The sequence below is a fragment of the Pseudooctadecabacter sp. genome (genome assembly GCF_965657175.1).
Classification (GTDB): domain Bacteria; phylum Pseudomonadota; class Alphaproteobacteria; order Rhodobacterales; family Rhodobacteraceae; genus Octadecabacter.
Genome location: NZ_CBFHNH010000007.1, coordinates 1 through 17,273, shown reverse-complemented (window position 1 = coordinate 17,273; position 17,273 = coordinate 1). Strand labels below are relative to the sequence as shown.

Here is a 17,273-nt window from a genome sequence, read left to right as displayed (position 1 = left end):
CCCCCAATGGCCAAACCTTCCGTTCGTCTTGGTGTCGATATCGGCGGCACCTTCACCGATGTGGTGTTGGAAAAGGACGGTGTGCCGTTTTCAACCAAGGTGCTGACCACCTATGCCGCCCCCGAAAACGCCATCATCGACGGGATGCATCAGGTCTGCGCCAAGGCCGGTGTTGCCCCCGCCGATATTGACCAAATCATCCACGGCACGACCCTCGCCACCAATGCGCTCATCGAACGGCGCGGCGCGAAAACGGCACTGATCACGACGCAAGGCTTTCGCGATGTCATTGAAATGCGCACGGAATCGCGCTTTGAACAATATGACCTGAACCTCAACCTGCCCGACCCGCTGCTGCCCCGCCAGATGCGGTTCACCGTGGCAGGCCGCGTGGATGCCAAGGGCCAAATCCTTGTCGATATCGACCGGGTCGAAGTTGAAGCCGTCGTCGACCAAATCGCGCAAGCGGGCTTTGAAAGCGTCGCGGTGGGGCTCATCCATTCCTACCTCAACCCCGCGCATGAAGAACTGGTGCGCGATGTACTGGTTGAAAAACTGCCCCATGTGGCGGTGTCGATTTCCTCCGAAGTCTCGCCCCAAATGCGCGAATATGAACGGTTCAACACGGTCGTCGCCAACGCCTATATCAAGCCGCTGATGGCGTCCTATCTGGGCCGCCTTGAGGACCGGTTGCAGGCCGAAGGTGTCGCCTGCCGCATCTTTTTGATGCACTCGGGCGGGGGCATTATCTCGATCCAGAATGCCGCCGATTTTCCTGTGCGATTGGTGGAATCCGGCCCCGCGGGTGGGGCCGTTTTTGCGGCCCACATCGCCGCACGCTATGGGTTGGACAAGGTGTTGTCCTTCGACATGGGCGGCACCACCGCCAAGATTTGCCTGATCAAAAACCAGACGCCCAAAACCTCCCGCGTGTTTGAGGTCGCCCGCACCTACAGGTTCAAAAAAGGCTCCGGCATGCCGATTTCGATCCCCGTGATCGACATGGTGGAAATCGGCGCGGGCGGCGGGTCGCTGGCCCATGTGGATGCCCTGCGCCAAATCCGCGTGGGGCCCGAAAGTGCAGGCTCTGAACCCGGGCCCGCCTGCTATGGCCGTGGCGGGGACCGCCCTGCGGTGACCGATGCGGACCTGATCTTGGGCAAGCTTGACCCCGACAATTTCGCCGGTGGGTCCATCCAACTGCACGCCGATGCCTCCAAATCCGCCCTCACCGCGCAGGTGGGCGACACGTTGGATATGGACGCGGTCGAAGCGGCCTTTGGCGTGGCCGAAGTGGTCGACGAAAACATGGCCAACGCCGCACGGGTCCATGCGGTCGAAAATGGCGAAGACCTCAGCGAATATACCATGATCGCCTTTGGCGGTGCCGCCCCCCTGCACGCCGGTCGTCTGGCCGAAAAGCTGGGCGTGGACCGCTGCCTTGTGCCCCCCGGTGCGGGCGTCGGATCCGCCATCGGGTTCCTGCGCGCCCCCTTTTCCTTTGAGGCGAACCGAAGCGTCTACATGAAGCTCAGTGATTTTGACCCCGCGCGGATCAAATCCCTGCTGACGGATTTGCAGGCCGAGGCAACAGGATTTGTGCGCACCTGTGATGACCACAGCCCGATCCTGTCGGAATTCAAAGTCTACATGCGCTACACCGGTCAGGGCTGGGAAATTCCCATCACCCTGACCGAAGAACAGGCCATGGCCCCCGACGCCACCACGTTTGAGGCGCGCTTTATCGAAGACTACACCAAACTCTTCGGGCGGCCCGTCGAGGGCATGGACATCGAAATCACCGTCTGGTCGGTCAACGCCACAACGCCGCCAGACCCCGTCGCGCGCACGGATGAAACCACCGGCCCCGACATGGCAACACCCAGCGGCACCCGCCCCATTTTCGACGCGGCCTCCGCCGCCTTCACCGACGCGAAGGTTGTGAACCGTGCGGATATGGCCACCGGCGCGCGGGCCGCGGGCCCCGTGGCCGTGATCGAGGACGAGACCACCATCATCGTCCCCGCCAGCCGTGACGCCATCTGCCAGCCGGACGGCTGTATTGACATAATTCTGAAAAGGGCCGCCCAATGACCCAGTCCAATGTCGCCTATCAAGTCATGTGGAACCGCCTGATTTCCGTCGTCGAAGAACAGGCGCAAGCCCTTGTGCGCACAGCCTTTTCCACCTCCGTGCGTGAGGCGGGGGACCTGTCCGCAGGTGTCTATGACGTCAAGGGCCAGATGCTGGCGCAGGCGGTCACAGGCACCCCCGGTCACGTCAACGCCATGGCCGACGCGGTGGCCCATTTCATCCGCCGCATTGGGCCGGGCAACATCCACGAAGGCGATGTCTACATCACCAACGACCCGTGGGAAGGCACTGGCCACCTGCACGACATCACCTTGGTCACGCCGTCGTTTCATGGCGCAGCACTTGTGGGGTTCTTCGCCTGCACCGCACATATCGTCGACATTGGCGGGCGCGGGTTCGGGGCGGATGCGCACTCTGTCTATGAAGAGGGCCTCTACATCCCGATCATGAAATTCGCGGATCGCGGTACGGTCGACGAAACCCTCACCCGCATCATCCGTGGCAATGTCCGTGAACCCGATCAGCTGATCGGGGACATCTATGCGCTGGCCACCTGCAATGAAATCGGCCACCGTCGCCTTGTGGATATGATGGAAGAATTCGCCCTGTCCGATCTGGACGGGATTGCCGATTTCATCCTCACAAACTCCCGCCGCGCCACCATTAAACGCATCGCGGCCCTGCCCCAAAAAGCCGCAACCGGTGAGATGACGATGGACGGCTTTGACCGCCCCATCACGCTGAAGGTCAGGGTCAGTGTCGAAGGCGACCGGATCGTGTCCGATTTCACCGGATCGTCCGGTTTGGACAAAAAGGGCATCAACTGTCCGCTGGTCTACGCCAAGGCCTATGCCTGCTACGCGCTGAAGGTCGCCATTGCGCCCGAAATCCCCAACAATGCGGCGTCGCTGGCACCCTTTGAAATTGAGGCGCCGGAAAATTCCATCGTCAACGCCCTGCACCCCGCCCCCGTGGCCTTGCGCCACATCGTGGGGCATTTCGTTCCTGACGCGGTGTATGATGCCTTTGACAAAATCGTGCCCGGTCTGGTGCCCGCCGAAGGGGCGGGCTGTTTGTGCAATTTCCAGGTGTCATTGCGGCCCCGTACGGACGCCCCTGCCCCGCCCCACGCCCGCCGGTCCGAGGTTCTGACCTTCAACTCCGGCGGCTCCGGTGCGCGCCCTGAACACGACGGGCTGAACGCCACGGCCTTCCCCTCCGGCGTGATGACCATGCCGATCGAGGCCACGGAACACGCGGGCCCCGTCATCATTTGGCGCAAAGAATTGCGCCCCGATTCAGGCGGCGCGGGCAAGACCCGTGGGGGCTTGGGCCAATACATGGAAGTCGGCGCGCATGAGGGGCATGAATTTGACATTCAGGCCATGTTCGACCGCGTGGATCACCCTGCACGCGGCCGCCGTGGCGGTGGGGCCGGAGCGCCCACCACCATCGCCCAAGACGACGGCACCCCCATGCGCGGCAAAGGCAAGCAATTCGTGGCCCACGGGCGGCGCGTTGTCATGGCCTTCCCTGGTGGGGCGGGCTACGGCGATCCGGCGGAGCGTCCCAAGGCCCTCGTGAAACGCGATCTGGCGCGCGGCTATATCTCGGCTGAGGTCGCGGCCCGCGACTATGGCCTGTCCGCCGACGATATCGCAGACGTGCAGGCCGCCGTCGCCAAAGGAGACACCCCATGAAAACCCAAGCCCCCCAACAGACAACCTATGACGTGGTCATCATTGGCGGCGCCATTATGGGTGCGTCGGCCGCATGGTTTTTGTCCGATGACGCGGATTTTGATGGCTCCGTCCTCGTGGTGGACCGCGATCTGACGTATGAGAACACATCAACCATGCACACCAATTCGTGCATGCGGCAGCAGTTTTCCGGCGAATTGAACGTGCGCATCAGCCAGTTTGCCGCCGACTTCGTGAAAAACCTGCCGCGCTACATGGGCCATGATGACCGCGTGCCGGATCTTACGATCCGGTCGTTTGGCTATATGTATCTGGCCGACAATGACGCCTTTGCCGATGTGCTGCGCGAAAGCCAGCAGGTGCAGCTGGCCGCCGGTGCCGCGACCCAGCTGATGACGCCAGACCAGATCAAGGCGGCCTATCCGTTCTATAACGTCGATGACATCGTGCTTGGGTCCATCAATCTGGTCGACGAAGGGTTCTGGGACGCCACGGCGGTGTTTGACTGGTGGCGCAAATCTGCCCGCGAACGGGGGGTGGAATATGTGGAAAACGAGGTGGTCGCGATCACCAAGAACGCCGCTGGCACCCGTGTGGAAAGTGTCACGTTGAAATCGGGCGAGGTGATTGCCTGCGGTCAACTCCTCAACGCATCTGGCCCGCGCGCAGCACGCACCGCCCGCATGGCAGGCATCGACGTGCCGGTAGAACCGCGCAAGCGCTATTCATGGATCTTTTCCGCCGAACACCCCTTGGACCGCGACCTGCCGCTGACCATCGATCCCTCCGGTGTGCACGTGCGTGAAAACGGCGGTGGCACCTATCAATGTGGCGGCCATTCGGACATTGATCCGGCGGTGGATTACGATGATTTCGGGATGGATCACACCCTGTGGGAGGCCCACGTCTGGCCCATCCTCGCGACCCGCATCCCCCAATTCGAAACAATCAAGGTGCAGTCGGAATGGGCCGGTCACTATGCCTACAACACCTTCGATCACAACGCGATTTTGGGACCCCACATGGAGGTCGAAAATTTCTTCTTCCTGGGCGGGTTCTCTGGTCACGGGCTGCAACAATCCCCTGCCATGGGGCGCAGCACGGCTGAGATCATGGTCCACGGCCACTACAAAACCTTGGACATGACCCAGTTCCATTACGACCGTATTCCAGCGGGCCGTAAGATCATCGAAAAGGCGATCATCTAGCGCCGTCACGCAGGCGCAAATCGCGCAGGGCCCGCGAAGGCCCCGCGCAGTTTTCTAATGGTCCAGATCGGTCCAAGCCGCATTGTTGGCCGAGGACGCGACGCAGGCCGACACGAACTGCACACCTTTCAACCCGTCCTGAACCGTCGGGTAGATCACATCGCTGGCAGGGGCATCGCCCGTGCGGGCCGCGACGATGGCGGCCGCAGCCTCAGCGTAGATATTGGCGAAGCCTTCGAGATACCCCTCAGGGTGGCCCGGCGGGATGCGGCTGACGCGGTTTGCGGCATCCCCAGCCCCTGCCCCGTTGCGGGTGATCAGACGTTTGGGTTCGCCAAAGGGAGTGAACCACAAATAATTCGGGTCCTCCTGACACCATTCCAGCCCGCCTTTGTCGCCGTAGACGCGCAGCTTCAGGGCGTTTTCATTGCCAGGGGCCACCTGCGAACACCACAGCATCCCCCGCGCGCCACCGGCAAACCGCAGCATCACATGGGCGTTGTCGTCCACCTGCCGCCCCGGCACGAAGGCCTGAATGTCGGCGGCAAGGCTCTCCGCCTCAAGCCCTGTCACAAAACAGGCAAGGTTGTAGGCGTGGGTGCCGATGTCACCCGTGGATCCGCCTGCACCGGACCGTTTGGGGTCCGTGCGCCATTCGGCCTGTTTGAAATCCTGCTCAACCGTCAGCCAATCTTGGGCGTATTCCACTTGCACCACGCGGATATTGCCCAGCGCGCCGGAGGCCACCATCTCACGCGCTTGGCGGGTCATGGGGTAACCGGTGTAATTATGCGTGAGGATAAACAAGGCGTCCGAGGCTTCTGCCACAGCCACCAGTTTCTTGGCGTCCTCCAGCGTAGATGTCAGCGGCTTGTCACAGATCACATGGATGCCCGCGTCCAAGAACGCCTTGGCAGCAGCGAAATGCACGTGGTTGGGCGTGACGATCGACACGGCTTCAATCCCGTCGGGGCGGGCAGCTTCGGCCTGTGCCATTTCATTGAAATCGCTGTAGATGCGCTCCAACCCCAAGGCCTCACCACTCTCGCGCGCCTTGTCGGGGGTGGAAGACAGCGCACCGGCGACAAGATCGAACTTGTCGTCGATGCGGCTGGCGATGCGGTGCACATCACCGATGAAGGCATCCTTGCCCCCGCCGACCATGCCCAAACGGATGCGGCGGCCTGTTTCCACTGCGCGTCCCTGTACCATCAGTCAATCCCCAGCATTTTGCGATTCGCGGCCTCATCCGTGCCGCCATCGGCGAAATCGTCAAAGGCGCGTTCGGTCACGCGGATGATGTGATCCTTGACGAACTGCGCACCCTCGCGCGCGCCGTCCTCTGGATGTTTCAACGCGCATTCCCATTCGACCACGGCCCAGCCGTCGAAATCCATCGCGGCCAGTTTGGAAAAGATCGCTTTGAAATCCACCTGACCATCGCCAAGCGACCGGAACCGCCCCGCGCGGTCCACCCAAGGCTGGTAGCCCGAATAGACGCCCTGACGCCCCGTGGGGTTAAACTCCGCATCCTTCACATGGAACATCTTGATCCGGTCTTTGTAGATGTCGAGGTTGTCGAGGTAATCGAGACACTGCAACACGTAGTGCGACGGATCATACAGCATGTTGCAGCGTGCGTGGTTGTCCACACGGTCCAAAAACATCTCGAACGTCACGCCGTCATGCAGGTCTTCGCCAGGGTGGATTTCATAACAGACGTCCACGCCCATCTCATCCGCATAGTCCAAAATCGGGCGCCAGCGGGCGGCCAGTTCATCAAACGCGGTTTCAACCAGACCGGCGGGGCGCTGGGGCCACGGGTAAATATAGGGCCACGCCAGCGCGCCGGAAAATGTCGCATGGGCTGTGATCCCCATGTTGCGGCTGGCGGCCAGCGCCAGTTTCACCTGATCCACAGCCCAAGCCTGCCGCGCTTTGGGATTGCCGCGCACGTCAGGAGCGGCAAAGCCGTCGAACGCCGTGTCATAGGCGGGATGGACCGCGACCAACTGGCCTTGCAGGTGGGTCGACAGTTCCGTGACCTCAACGCCATTTTCACGGGCCTGACCCAAAACGTCGTCGCAATAAGTCTTGGACGCAGCGGCCTGTCCAAGGTCAATCAACCGCGCGTCCCAACTGGGCACTTGCACGCCTTTATAGCCGCACTCTGCGGCCCATTTTGTGATGGCGTCCCAGCTGTTGAACGGGGCGTCGTCACCGGCGAATTGCGCCAGAAACAACGCAGGGCCCTTTATCGTCTTCATCGGTGTTCTCCTGATCGGTTGGGATGTGGCGGGGGATGTATGTCCCCCGCCACGGGAGGTCTCTGTTCTGACGTATTAGAACGGAGAATCTGGGAAATAGAACGCCGCTGCGTTTTCTTGGGTGATCAGTGTTGCCCCCAAGATATAGCGACCGGCCACTGGGCCATTGGACATGAAGGCGTTTACCGTCACATCCATCGCCGTGGCGATCATCGATGGTGGGTACAGAACATCAACGGGGACCAGTTCGTTGCCGTCCATGATGCCTTTGATGGTTTCCTTCATGCCAGCGCCACCGACCACGAACATGCCATCGCCTGTGCGCCCTGCTTCCTCAAGGGCGGCCACAACACCGATGGCGATGTCATCATCCTGCGCCCAGACCGCGTCGATGTCGGGAAAACGCGACAGGAAATCCTGCATCACTTCGTAGCCGTCATCACGGTTCCAGTTGGCGTGCTTGTGATCCAACACGTTGATGCCGGACCCGTCGATGGTCTCCATGAAGGCGTCAAAACGTTCGTTGTCGATCAACGTGGGGATGCCGCGCAGCACGACGATATTGTCGCCGCTTTCAAGACGGGTCATCATATATTCCGCAGACACGCGGCCCAGTTCAGGGTTGTTGCCTGCCACATAGATATCTTCAATGCCCGGCTGGCTGAGGCCACGGTCCACCACGGTGATCAGCGCACCGGTTTCCTTCACCTGCAACACCGGATCGGTCAGCGGCTCTGATTCAAAGGGCAGCACCACCAAAGCATCGATGTTGTGCACCGACACAAGGTCTTCAAGCGCGCTGGCCTGTGCGGCCGGATCGGGTGAGTTGATGAGGATCAGATCCACATTCGGATAAAGCGCCTCAAGACGTTGCTCCGCCTGTTCCGCGTGCCAGTTCATGCCTGACGCCCAAGCGTGGGTGGGGGTCGGATAGCTGACACCGATCTTGATGGTGTCTTGTGCGCTTGCTGCACCGGCCATGCCGATCAGCAGCGCTGCGCTGAGTGTTGTCAGTGATTTCATGTCGTTTCCTCCGTTGACATTTGGGCGCATCTTCTCCGTTCGGACGCGTCCGTTCTTTCATCCAAAGCGCCTCCACGCTCTGATTGAATTCGTATTAAGCTTTAGGTTTGGCCTTCGGCCTTCTTTTGCCACGGGCCACGTTGCAGCCAGACAGCGATGATAATGATCAGACCCTGCATCGTCCCGTTCAGGTAATTGGACACAAGATCTGTAAGGTTCAGGATGTTGCCAATGGTCGTCAGGATCAGCGCCCCAATGACGGTGCCCCCGATGCGGCCATATCCGCCCTTGAGGACCGTGCCGCCGATGATCACGGCGGCAATCGCTTCCAATTCCCACAGCACACCTGTCGATGCGGATGCCGACCCAAGGCGGGGCACATAGATGATGGTGGCCAGCGACACGCACAGACCTTGGATAACGTAGGTCATCGTTTTGATCCGGTCGACGTTGACAGCGGAATACTTCGCCACGCCCTCGTTTGACCCGATGGCCGTGCAATAGCGCCCGAAGGTGGTGCGGTTCAGGACGAACCAACCGACCAGCGCCACAAAGGCAAAGACCCAGATCGGCACGGGCAGCCCCAGAAAATCACCGTAGTAGACGGGCCGGTACACACCACGGATCCCAAAATCGAGGGCCAGCGTGCCCCCGTCCGCGAAATACGTCACCAACGACCGGAAAATGCCCATTGTGCCAAGGGTCACGATAAAGGCCTCAATCTTACCTTTGGTCGTCAGGAAACCGTTGATGAACCCGGCCCCAAGGCCGAGGATGATGGAAAAACCACAGCCCAGGATCACTGTCGTCAGACCCGGCCCAAAGGTTTCAATGGCGCTGTTCATCGTGATGATCATCACGCCCGAAATCACCGCCGCCATGGACCCCACCGACAAATCAATCCCGCCTGCGGTGATCACAAAGGTCGCCCCCACCGCGATGATCCCGATAAAGGCCGACCGCGTCAGGATGTTGGTCAGGTTGCCTTCGCTCGCGAATGCGGGGTTCAGGACGTAGCCCAAGATGCACAGCAAAACCAAGGCCACCATCGGCCCGTAGGTCTTGATGTCGAACCGCCATGACGGCTTGGAAGGTGCGGGGTGCGTGTTCGCGTCGGTCATGCGGTGTTCCTATTCTTCAACCCTGCGGCATAGCGCATGATCTCTTGTTCGTTGATATCGTCGCCGCTCAGCGCGCCGGCGATCTCGCCTTCGCGCATGACAACCACGCGGTGCGACATGCCGATCACCTCGGGCATTTCAGATGAGATGACGATGATCGACACCCCTTCCAGCGCCAAAGCGGCAAGGAAATGGTAGATTTGCTGCTTGGTGCCCACATCGATGCCGCGGGTGGGTTCATCCACGATCAGCACCTTAGGGGCGGCCTCCATCACCTTGGCCAGCAACAGTTTTTGCTGATTGCCGCCGGACAGATTACCAACCAGCGACTCCGGCGTCTTTGCGCGAATGTCAAAACGGCGGGTGGCACGGGCCATGGCCTCGTCTTCGGCGGCGCGATTGATCCCGTATGCGTTCGCAAATTTGCTGAGCGCCAGAAGCGTCAGATTGGGCCGCATCTGTTGGCCCAACAACAGGCCCTTTTCCTTGCGGTCCTTGGTCAGATACACGATGCCCTTATCGCGGGATCGCGCGACCGTTGTGGGTTTGAACGCCTCGCCCTCGTAGGTGATCTGGCCTGCGGTGATGGGTTCTAGCCCCACGATCGCCTCAACCAGCGCGCTGCGGCCAGATCCCACCAAGCCGGAAAAGCCCAAAATCTCCCCCCGCCGCAATTCAAAACCGATGTTGCGGCAACCCGGCGCGGTCAGGTTTTCAACCTTGAGGATCACCGGCGCATCCACGTCGACCTCATTGACCGGCGGATACATGTCCGACAATTCGCGTCCCACCATCAGTTGCGCCATGGCTTCGGTGTTCAAATCCGACGTGGCCGTTGTGGTGATCCAGTGCCCGTCGCGCAGCACGGTGATCCGGTCTGAAATCGCCTCAACCTCGGCCAGCTTGTGGGACACGAACATGATGCTGACGCCGCTGTCGCGCAACCGGCGGACCTGTTCGAAAAACATCTCGGTCTCGACCTCGGTCAGCACGGCGGTCGGTTCGTCCATGATCAACACACGGGCGTCGCGGCTGATCGCTTTGACAATCTCAACCATCTGTTTTTCGGCAATGGACAGGTCCGACACGCGGTCCGTGGGGCGAATGTCCAACCCGACCTGATCCAGATAGCCCTGCACCAACCGGCGCATTTCAACCCGGTCCAGCATGCCAAAGCGTGAAATCTCACGGCCTAGAAAAACGTTTTCCTCGACCGTCATCTGTTCGGCCAAGTTCAGTTCTTGGTGGATCAGAACAACGCCAAGGGCCTCGGCCTCCCCGTTGGGCGGCAATGTGATTTCCTTGCCATCAAGCTTGATGCGTCCCTTGGTCGGCTGGTGAAATCCGGCAAGGACCTTCATGAAGGTCGACTTGCCAGCGCCATTTTCGCCTATCAGCGCATGCACCTCTCCGGCGCGCAAATCCATCGACAGGCTGAACAAGACAGGAACCGATCCGAACGATTTACTGATATTGGACGCCTCAAGCACCGAAGCCCGCGCGTTGGCATCATCAAGCATATCCCCTCCCCGGAATTCCCTGATCGTATTTGGCTGCACATGATGTAAACCTTTTCATGATTTGTGTAAACCTTTACATTTGGCGATGTAAACCTTTTCTCACCGCGCATCCGCAGGTATGGTCGGCTAAGTCAATCAAAATACGGGCCTTTTGAAAGCGCCTGATCAAAGGGCACAATGACCAACCAGGCGCCGAAACAAGCCACAATCGATGACGTTGCCAAGCTTGCCGGTGTGTCCATCGCCACGGTCAGTCGCGCGATTCGACACCCCGAAAAGGTCGCGGAAAGCACACGCAAGCGCGTCACGGCTGCCATCGCACGGACAGGCTATGTGGCCAACGCCATGGCACAGAACCTGCGGATGCGGAGGTCCCAGATGGTGCTGGTGCTGACCAATTCTATCGCGGAGCCGAACTTCGCAGGCATTCTGACCGGCATGGAAAAGGTCGCCAACGAACGTGGCTACGGCGTTCTGATCGGCAGCACCGAAGGCAACATCCCCATCGAAGAAAAATACATGGGGTTCTTGTCCACGGGCATGGTCGATGGCCTACTTTTGACAACAGGCCACCTGCCCGTCGCAGGCTGGCCCAAACTGCCCCTGCACTCGCTGCCCCCCGTCATCGCAGTCGGGCGTCCCGTCGAAAAAGAAGACGTCTGCTACGTGGGCATCGATGATGTGACGGCGGCCAAGGTCGCCACTGAATATCTGGTGTCGCTGGGCCACAAGGACGTGGCCTATGTGTCCGGCGGGTCCTCGGACGTGCTAAGCGATCTGCGCCACGAAGGCTACAAACGCGGCCTCAACGAAGCATCCGTTCCGCTGCAGGACTGGCGCATCGAAACGGACGGCACCAGCGAAGGGGGCCGGTCGGCGGTGGAACGGATGTTCATCAAAGACACACTTCCCTCCGCCTTCTTTTGTCATAACGACAACATCGCCTTCGGCGTCGTCTCCGCGCTGCAATTGCGCGGCTACAACGTGCCCAAGGATTTTTCGGTCGTGGGTTTCGATGACATTCCGTTTTCGAAAAACATCACGCCCGCGCTGACAACCATCCGCCAGCCCCGTGCCAAAATCGGGGAAGAGGCCATGACCCGCCTTCTCGACCGGATCGCAGACCCCCAGTCAACGCAATCAGACGCTCTGTTCCACGGCGACCTTATGGTCCGCGAAAGCTGCGCCCAACGTCAAAACACCTAACGCGCACTGCCAAACGACGCCCCCATGCGACGCCATTTCATCCGCAAATGCCGCGACACCCCCCCCCGACGGAGACCCCAGATGACCGACTTCACCCAAACCCGCCAGATGTTCGATATCCCCGACGGCATGATCTACCTGAACGGCAATTCCCTTGGCCCCATGCCGGTCGCCGCACCCGAAAAAATGACCGCCTTTTTGCGGGACGAATGGCGGACAGAACTGATCAAAGGCTGGAACACTAAGGGCTGGTGGATGCAAACCAATGAACTGGGCGACCGGATCGCCCGTCTGATCGGGGCGGCCCCAGGAACGACCGTGGTCAGCGACACGCTGTCGATCAAGGTGTTTCAGGCGGTCTCTGCCGGACTAGCCATGGTGCCGGACCGGAAGGTAATCCTGTCTGACAACGGCAATTTTCCGACGGACCTTTACATGGTCGAAGGTCTGATGCGGCTGAAAGACGACGGATACGCACTGCGCCTCCCCGATCCGCAGGACGTGCTGGACAACATCACCGATGACGTCGCCGTGGTCATGATCACCGAAGTGGACTACCGCAATGGCTGCCGCCACGACATGAAGGCGATCATCGAAAAGGCCCACCACCACGGTGCCGTGGTGGTCTGGGATCTGGCCCATTCCGCCGGTGCCATCCCCGTCGATCTGGCGGGCAGTGATGTCGATTTCGCTGTGGGCTGCACCTACAAATACATCAACGGCGGCCCCGGTTCTCCGGCGTTTATCTACGTGGCCCCGCGCCTTCTGGACACGGTGGAGCCGTTCCTGTCGGGCTGGTACGGCCACGAAAGCCCCTTTACCTTTGACACCGATTTCCGCCCTGTTCCGGGTCAGATCACGCGGATGCGCATCGGCACGCCCTCCATCGCGTCGTTCAATCTGTTGTCCACAGCACTCGATGTTTGGGATCAGGTCGATATGGATGACGTCCACGCCCGCGCGGTTGAACTGTCCGACCTGTTCATCACACAGGTTGAGGCCCGTTGCCCAGGTGTCACCATGGCCAGCCCGCGCGATCCCAACCAGCGCGGCAGTCATATCGCGTTCCGGTTTGAACACGGCTACGCCTGTATGCAGGCTCTCATTTCTCAAGGCGTCATCGGCGATTTCCGCGCCCCGGACATCATGCGTTTTGGCATCACGCCGCTTTTCATCAACGAAGACGATATCCTGAAAGCTGCGGCTGTTCTCGAAGACATCTTGAAAAACGAAACGTGGAAAGAAGACCGGTTTCAGGTGCGCGGACAGGTCACCTGACCCGCACGGCACGAAGGGCGGCACCGCACAATATCCGTCCAAGGCCCGCGGACAGCCCGTGGCCGTGGTCCTTGTGCATCCGCACCCATTGCATCCGGCGCTTAAGGCCATCCACCAGAGGGCGCCTTTGATCGGTCCCCATTGGCGCTCCGGACTGACCCTCAGACTTTAACCGGGGGCGTTTCGCAATTGACGGTGCCCCTATGTGAGACTAGCCCCATAACATCTGAGGCACGCATGTGTCGGGCATCCCCGATGCCCACGCCAAACACTCCAGCCGATCAGCCCGGCACTGCGACCCGCATTTCAAACGCAGCCCTCGGGCGCGACGCCGCCAAGGTTCCGGGCGCACGTAAAACCGCCGGCTGAACCACAATAAGCCACAAACGCCAAACACGCGCCATCAGACCGATGTGCGACCAAGGACAGAAAACTGCGATATTAGAGAGTTAAATGGTGCCCAGGGGCGGAATCGAACCACCGACACGAGGATTTTCAATGCGCGTCATGATGGGTTAAATTATTGATATTGTTAGATAAAAAACAGACTGTGCTAGCGATGTGTTAAACTAGGCATGAACACGCGGAGTAGAAATCAAGCCACACGGGCTGCCTGAAAACTTGCTGATTTCGTGCTAGCGGGCGTAGTAATCGGAAGCTAGTAGGCAAAAGGAGGTGGCAGGTGAAAAAAGGCGATGGAAATCCACCAACAGAGAAGCAAATGCAAGGTTCTGATTTCGCAGTTCAACATGGCACGTCAACGAAGCTCACACTTGCGACTTTCGACGATTTTGCCGATGCGCTTGAAGCTAATGAGGCTCCCAATGAAAACCTTTCACGTCTCTTTGACCTTCGCTGCTAGTTGATCCGATAACTGTCAACATTAGCTGGCTGACAACAACTTCTCAGGCTTCAGAAGAAGCTCAACCGGCATCCTAATGCCTACCTGACTTGTTGACGGATGAGTTGAGATGCGTAAGCACAGCGGCATGCAGCGACACTTCACTATTCCAATTCCGCGCGGAACAGAAAACCAACAGATAATGAGTGCCAGAACTTGATGTGACCCGACTTGATCAAATCAAGTCCGTATACCCCGAGCCTCGACTGCCGATCCAACTACGACCAACACCTTGAATTGAAAACCTACGGTACATACTCGCGGCAAGAACTGTTCGAGTTAGTTTGGTTAGAGCCAATGAAGAAGTTGGCACCAAAAATGGGTGTGTCAGCGACCTTGATCGCTGCGGCATGCCACGAACACCAGGTGCCAACCCCACCACGCGGATACTGGTCAAAGGTCCGTACCGGAAAGCGAAAATCAAAAGTCCCATTGCCAACTCGCCCACCAGGAATGTCAGACTGCATCCGCATCGGTCGGCCAAGGAGTGGTCCAGATTTGTCTCCACCAGAATTTGAAATGTCGATTGATGACCTACGTGCTCAAGTCCATTCGGCTGTCCAGATCAACCAGGGCGTTCCGAGATACCACGGAAACCCTACAAAACGCATCAAATGCATTCGGTATGCCCTGTTCAATGCGCTTGCTGATTTTGGCGGTATAATCCTCCCCCAAATGGATGAGCCAACGTCGGCAATCAATTAAATTTGCCACCAGAGCGTCTTCGTAGGCTTACGGATTTGTGGAAAGTCTGAGGACGAACAAGGCAACGGAACGACCCAAGCACCGCTTATGTTGACCGTGAGCAAGCATGGCGAAACCAAAGAGCCCGCCAAAATCCGGAAAGACGCCGAAGACGCCGCCCTGGAGACAAAGTTACATGAAATCATAACCGAAATTGTTGTTCTGGCAGAGATCAAACAGCGGGATGTTCAAACCGCCAGATATGAACGGCAAGTTGTGCGGCAGAACCAAGATCGGATCAATCAACTTGAACGCGAGGCACAGCGCCAGAATGCAACCAAACACAGTCTGCTGCACGTCTTTCATCTCTTCTGGAGCTTGCTAAAAGGCACGAACAAGCAAACATACGGCGTTGCCTGTTGGCCAAGGTCGATGCCATGGCGGCGGGCGAACATGGTGCGAACGCTTCTGAGTGAGGTCTTTCGCTACAACATCCCAAAGGGACTGATCTCGGCCAACTTCGCGAAGGATGTCATTCCCAAGCGCCGCCCACGCGACCGCGCCTATGCAAACCGTCCCTGGACTATCGAAGAACGCGACACTGTCATGGGCAAAGCCAAGCCTCATGTGCGTGTTGCGCTTGCTTTGATGATGAACACTGGCCTCGATCCGTCGGATGCTCTGCGACTGCGGAAGGATCAGGTCGATGACGGCACGATCTGGGGCGTTCGCGGCAAGACTGGTGAAGAGGTCGCGATTCCGGTCAGCCCGACGCTTCAAACCGCCCTTGACCGCATGCCAAGTCACGAGGCCGAAACCGTGCTGTCCAATTCGCGCGGCGAAGCCTGGCCCTACAACGGCTTCTCAACAGTCTGGCACCGCTTCAAAACCGCCCTTGAGAATGAAGGCCTTATCGAAAAAGGCCTGACCCTCAAGGGCTTGCGGCACACCGTCGCCACGACTTTACGCGAAGCAGGCATCGACGAACGCCGCATCGCGGACCTTCTGGGCCAGAAAACACCGTCCATGGCGCGGCCCTATTCGCGGTCAGCGAACCTTGCCGACAAGAACCGCCAGACCATGGCCACATTGGAAAAAAAGAACCGAAGGCGGGCGGAAAGTGTCAAACCTTCGCAGAAAAGCGTCAAACCTGACCGAAACGAGGATCAGCCATGAGCAGAAAACATAAATATATCAGCTTATTAAATGGTGCCCAGGGGCGGAATCGAACCACCGACACGAGGATTTTCAAGATTTGCGTTTTAAATAAGCTATTGAAAGCAAGCATTAATTAAGTTCGAAAACACGGTGTGCGAAAAACTGTGCGATAGCGCTTATGTAGGGCAGGGCGGTATTTACTATGTTGAACACAGCAAACTAAAACACTGTGTTTGAACAGAGTTTTACCAGTTCAGTAGTAAACCCCAAATCGGCTCAGCTTTGCTCAAAAGCGGACGTTCAGTGTTGCCTAATGAGATGTCTGCTTTTGGGGCGAAGCTATCATTGATCTAGTCCTAGTGAAGACCGCTTCATTGGGCTTTCGATTGACTTTGATCGACCACGACAGCACCGTTTGTCGTACAGGCGATCAACGGGGTTGGAGAATGACAGGAATCGTCGTGCGGTTAGCCCGCGATAACGCAGATGTCGAAGCAGCACGTAAACTCTGCCAAGAATGGTTGGATTGGCACTGGGAAAACTACCCGAGCGATTGGCCGACGAAAGACGATCCCGATTGGCCGACTGAGATCGAGCATCCGATGGATCCCGAAAAGTTTCAAGCGACCCTTGAAGAACTGCCTGAGCGACACAAGCGACCAGGTGGAGGCATCCTTGTTGCCTCTGTCAACGGAATTCCCGCCGGATGTGTGATGTATAAAGAGGCAGGTCCGGGCGTCGCTGAATTCCATCGCATGTTCGTGAGCGTAAAGGGCAGGGGCAATGGGCTTGGTCGAAAGCTGCTGGAAAGCATGTTCGCGCAGATGGTAGCGGACGGATACAGCAGTGTATTTTTCTCGTCGGCGACGTTTTTGACGCATGCACGCACAATGTATAGGGGCGCTGGTTTCGTTGATATGGCGCACCCCGCGGGCTTCCCGGACGCTTGGCGGGACAAAGTCTATTTCATGGAGCGCTCGCTGGTTGAGCCTTAAGAATAGATCTTTTGGAGAGGATTGGGCTTGAAGGAGACGTTCGCTGCAGCCTGCATCAAGGTCTGCTCTGCGGGACAAAGCGCCAATTCGCTGCAACTGCGCCAAAGACCGGTTTCGG

14 protein-coding genes are annotated in these 17,273 nt (G+C 58.7%); 8 read left to right on the top strand and 6 right to left on the bottom strand.

What is annotated here, in order from left to right:
* The first annotated feature begins 6 nt into the window (after positions 1-6).
* Genes ACTG36_RS07795 through ACTG36_RS07785 form a run of 3 tightly spaced genes read left to right on the top strand, consistent with a single transcriptional unit; the run spans position 7 to position 5,002 of the window.
* Positions 7-2,094 carry a hydantoinase/oxoprolinase family protein gene (locus ACTG36_RS07795; protein ID WP_375280824.1) on the top strand — a complete coding sequence of 696 codons (2,088 nt, stop codon included), beginning with the start codon at positions 7-9 and terminating at the stop codon, positions 2,092-2,094.
* A complete protein-coding gene (locus ACTG36_RS07790; RefSeq protein ID WP_439141937.1) occupies positions 2,091-3,794 on the top strand; it encodes a hydantoinase B/oxoprolinase family protein in 1,704 nt (567 codons plus the stop codon). Before ACTG36_RS07795 ends, ACTG36_RS07790 begins: the two co-directional genes overlap by 4 nt.
* Positions 3,791-5,002, top strand: coding sequence for an NAD(P)/FAD-dependent oxidoreductase (locus ACTG36_RS07785; protein WP_375280826.1), 1,212 nt, complete (start codon positions 3,791-3,793; stop codon positions 5,000-5,002). The genes ACTG36_RS07790 and ACTG36_RS07785 overlap by 4 nt, the downstream gene beginning before the upstream one ends.
* A gap of 54 nt (positions 5,003-5,056) precedes the next feature.
* Here the strand turns inward: ACTG36_RS07785 and ACTG36_RS07780 are convergent, their stop codons facing one another.
* The 5 genes from ACTG36_RS07780 to ACTG36_RS07760 all read right to left on the bottom strand — a co-directional run bounded on the left by ACTG36_RS07780 (position 5,057) and on the right by ACTG36_RS07760 (position 10,933).
* Positions 5,057-6,214, bottom strand: coding sequence for a Gfo/Idh/MocA family protein (locus tag ACTG36_RS07780; protein ID WP_375280827.1), 1,158 nt, complete (start codon positions 6,212-6,214; stop codon positions 5,057-5,059).
* Positions 6,214-7,269: a sugar phosphate isomerase/epimerase family protein gene (locus tag ACTG36_RS07775; protein WP_375280828.1), complete on the bottom strand. Its 1,056-nt coding sequence runs from the start codon at positions 7,267-7,269 to the stop codon at positions 6,214-6,216. The genes ACTG36_RS07780 and ACTG36_RS07775 overlap by 1 nt, the downstream gene beginning before the upstream one ends.
* 75 nt (positions 7,270-7,344) lie before the next feature.
* The gene (locus ACTG36_RS07770) at positions 7,345-8,292 is read right to left on the bottom strand and encodes a substrate-binding domain-containing protein (RefSeq protein WP_375280829.1); all 948 of its coding nucleotides are present in this window, start codon (positions 8,290-8,292) and stop codon (positions 7,345-7,347) included.
* Positions 8,293-8,393: 101 nt separating this feature from the next.
* On the bottom strand, positions 8,394-9,341 hold the full coding sequence (locus ACTG36_RS07765; protein WP_375280840.1) for an ABC transporter permease: 948 nt from the start codon (positions 9,339-9,341) through the stop codon (positions 8,394-8,396).
* Between the two features lie 68 nt (positions 9,342-9,409).
* Positions 9,410-10,933, bottom strand: a complete 1,524-nt coding sequence (locus tag ACTG36_RS07760) for a sugar ABC transporter ATP-binding protein (protein WP_375280830.1) — start codon at positions 10,931-10,933, stop codon at positions 9,410-9,412.
* Between the two features lie 177 nt (positions 10,934-11,110).
* On the opposite strand from ACTG36_RS07760, the gene ACTG36_RS07755 reads away from it, so the two are divergent.
* The 3 genes from ACTG36_RS07755 to ACTG36_RS07745 all read left to right on the top strand — a co-directional run bounded on the left by ACTG36_RS07755 (position 11,111) and on the right by ACTG36_RS07745 (position 14,279).
* Positions 11,111-12,139, top strand: a complete 1,029-nt coding sequence (locus ACTG36_RS07755; protein WP_439141933.1) for a LacI family DNA-binding transcriptional regulator — start codon at positions 11,111-11,113, stop codon at positions 12,137-12,139.
* Between the two features lie 81 nt (positions 12,140-12,220).
* Entirely contained in the window at positions 12,221-13,417 is a 1,197-nt protein-coding gene (gene kynU / locus ACTG36_RS07750) for a kynureninase (RefSeq protein WP_375280832.1), read from the top strand.
* A gap of 682 nt (positions 13,418-14,099) precedes the next feature.
* Entirely contained in the window at positions 14,100-14,279 is a 180-nt protein-coding gene (locus ACTG36_RS07745; RefSeq protein WP_375280833.1) for a hypothetical protein, read from the top strand.
* A 915-nt stretch (positions 14,280-15,194) separates the two neighbouring features.
* On the opposite strand, the gene ACTG36_RS07740 is transcribed toward ACTG36_RS07745, so the two are convergent.
* Positions 15,195-15,368 carry a hypothetical protein gene (locus ACTG36_RS07740; protein ID WP_439141931.1) on the bottom strand — a complete coding sequence of 58 codons (174 nt, stop codon included), beginning with the start codon at positions 15,366-15,368 and terminating at the stop codon, positions 15,195-15,197.
* 87 nt (positions 15,369-15,455) lie between these two features.
* Between ACTG36_RS07740 and ACTG36_RS07735 the strand changes: the two genes are divergently transcribed.
* Both ACTG36_RS07735 and ACTG36_RS07730 read left to right on the top strand, forming a co-directional pair.
* Positions 15,456-16,178 carry a tyrosine-type recombinase/integrase gene (locus ACTG36_RS07735; protein WP_439141929.1) on the top strand — a complete coding sequence of 241 codons (723 nt, stop codon included), beginning with the start codon at positions 15,456-15,458 and terminating at the stop codon, positions 16,176-16,178.
* A 428-nt stretch (positions 16,179-16,606) separates the two neighbouring features.
* Entirely contained in the window at positions 16,607-17,155 is a 549-nt protein-coding gene (locus ACTG36_RS07730; RefSeq protein WP_375280835.1) for a GNAT family N-acetyltransferase, read from the top strand.
* The last annotated feature ends 118 nt before the right edge of the window (positions 17,156-17,273 follow it).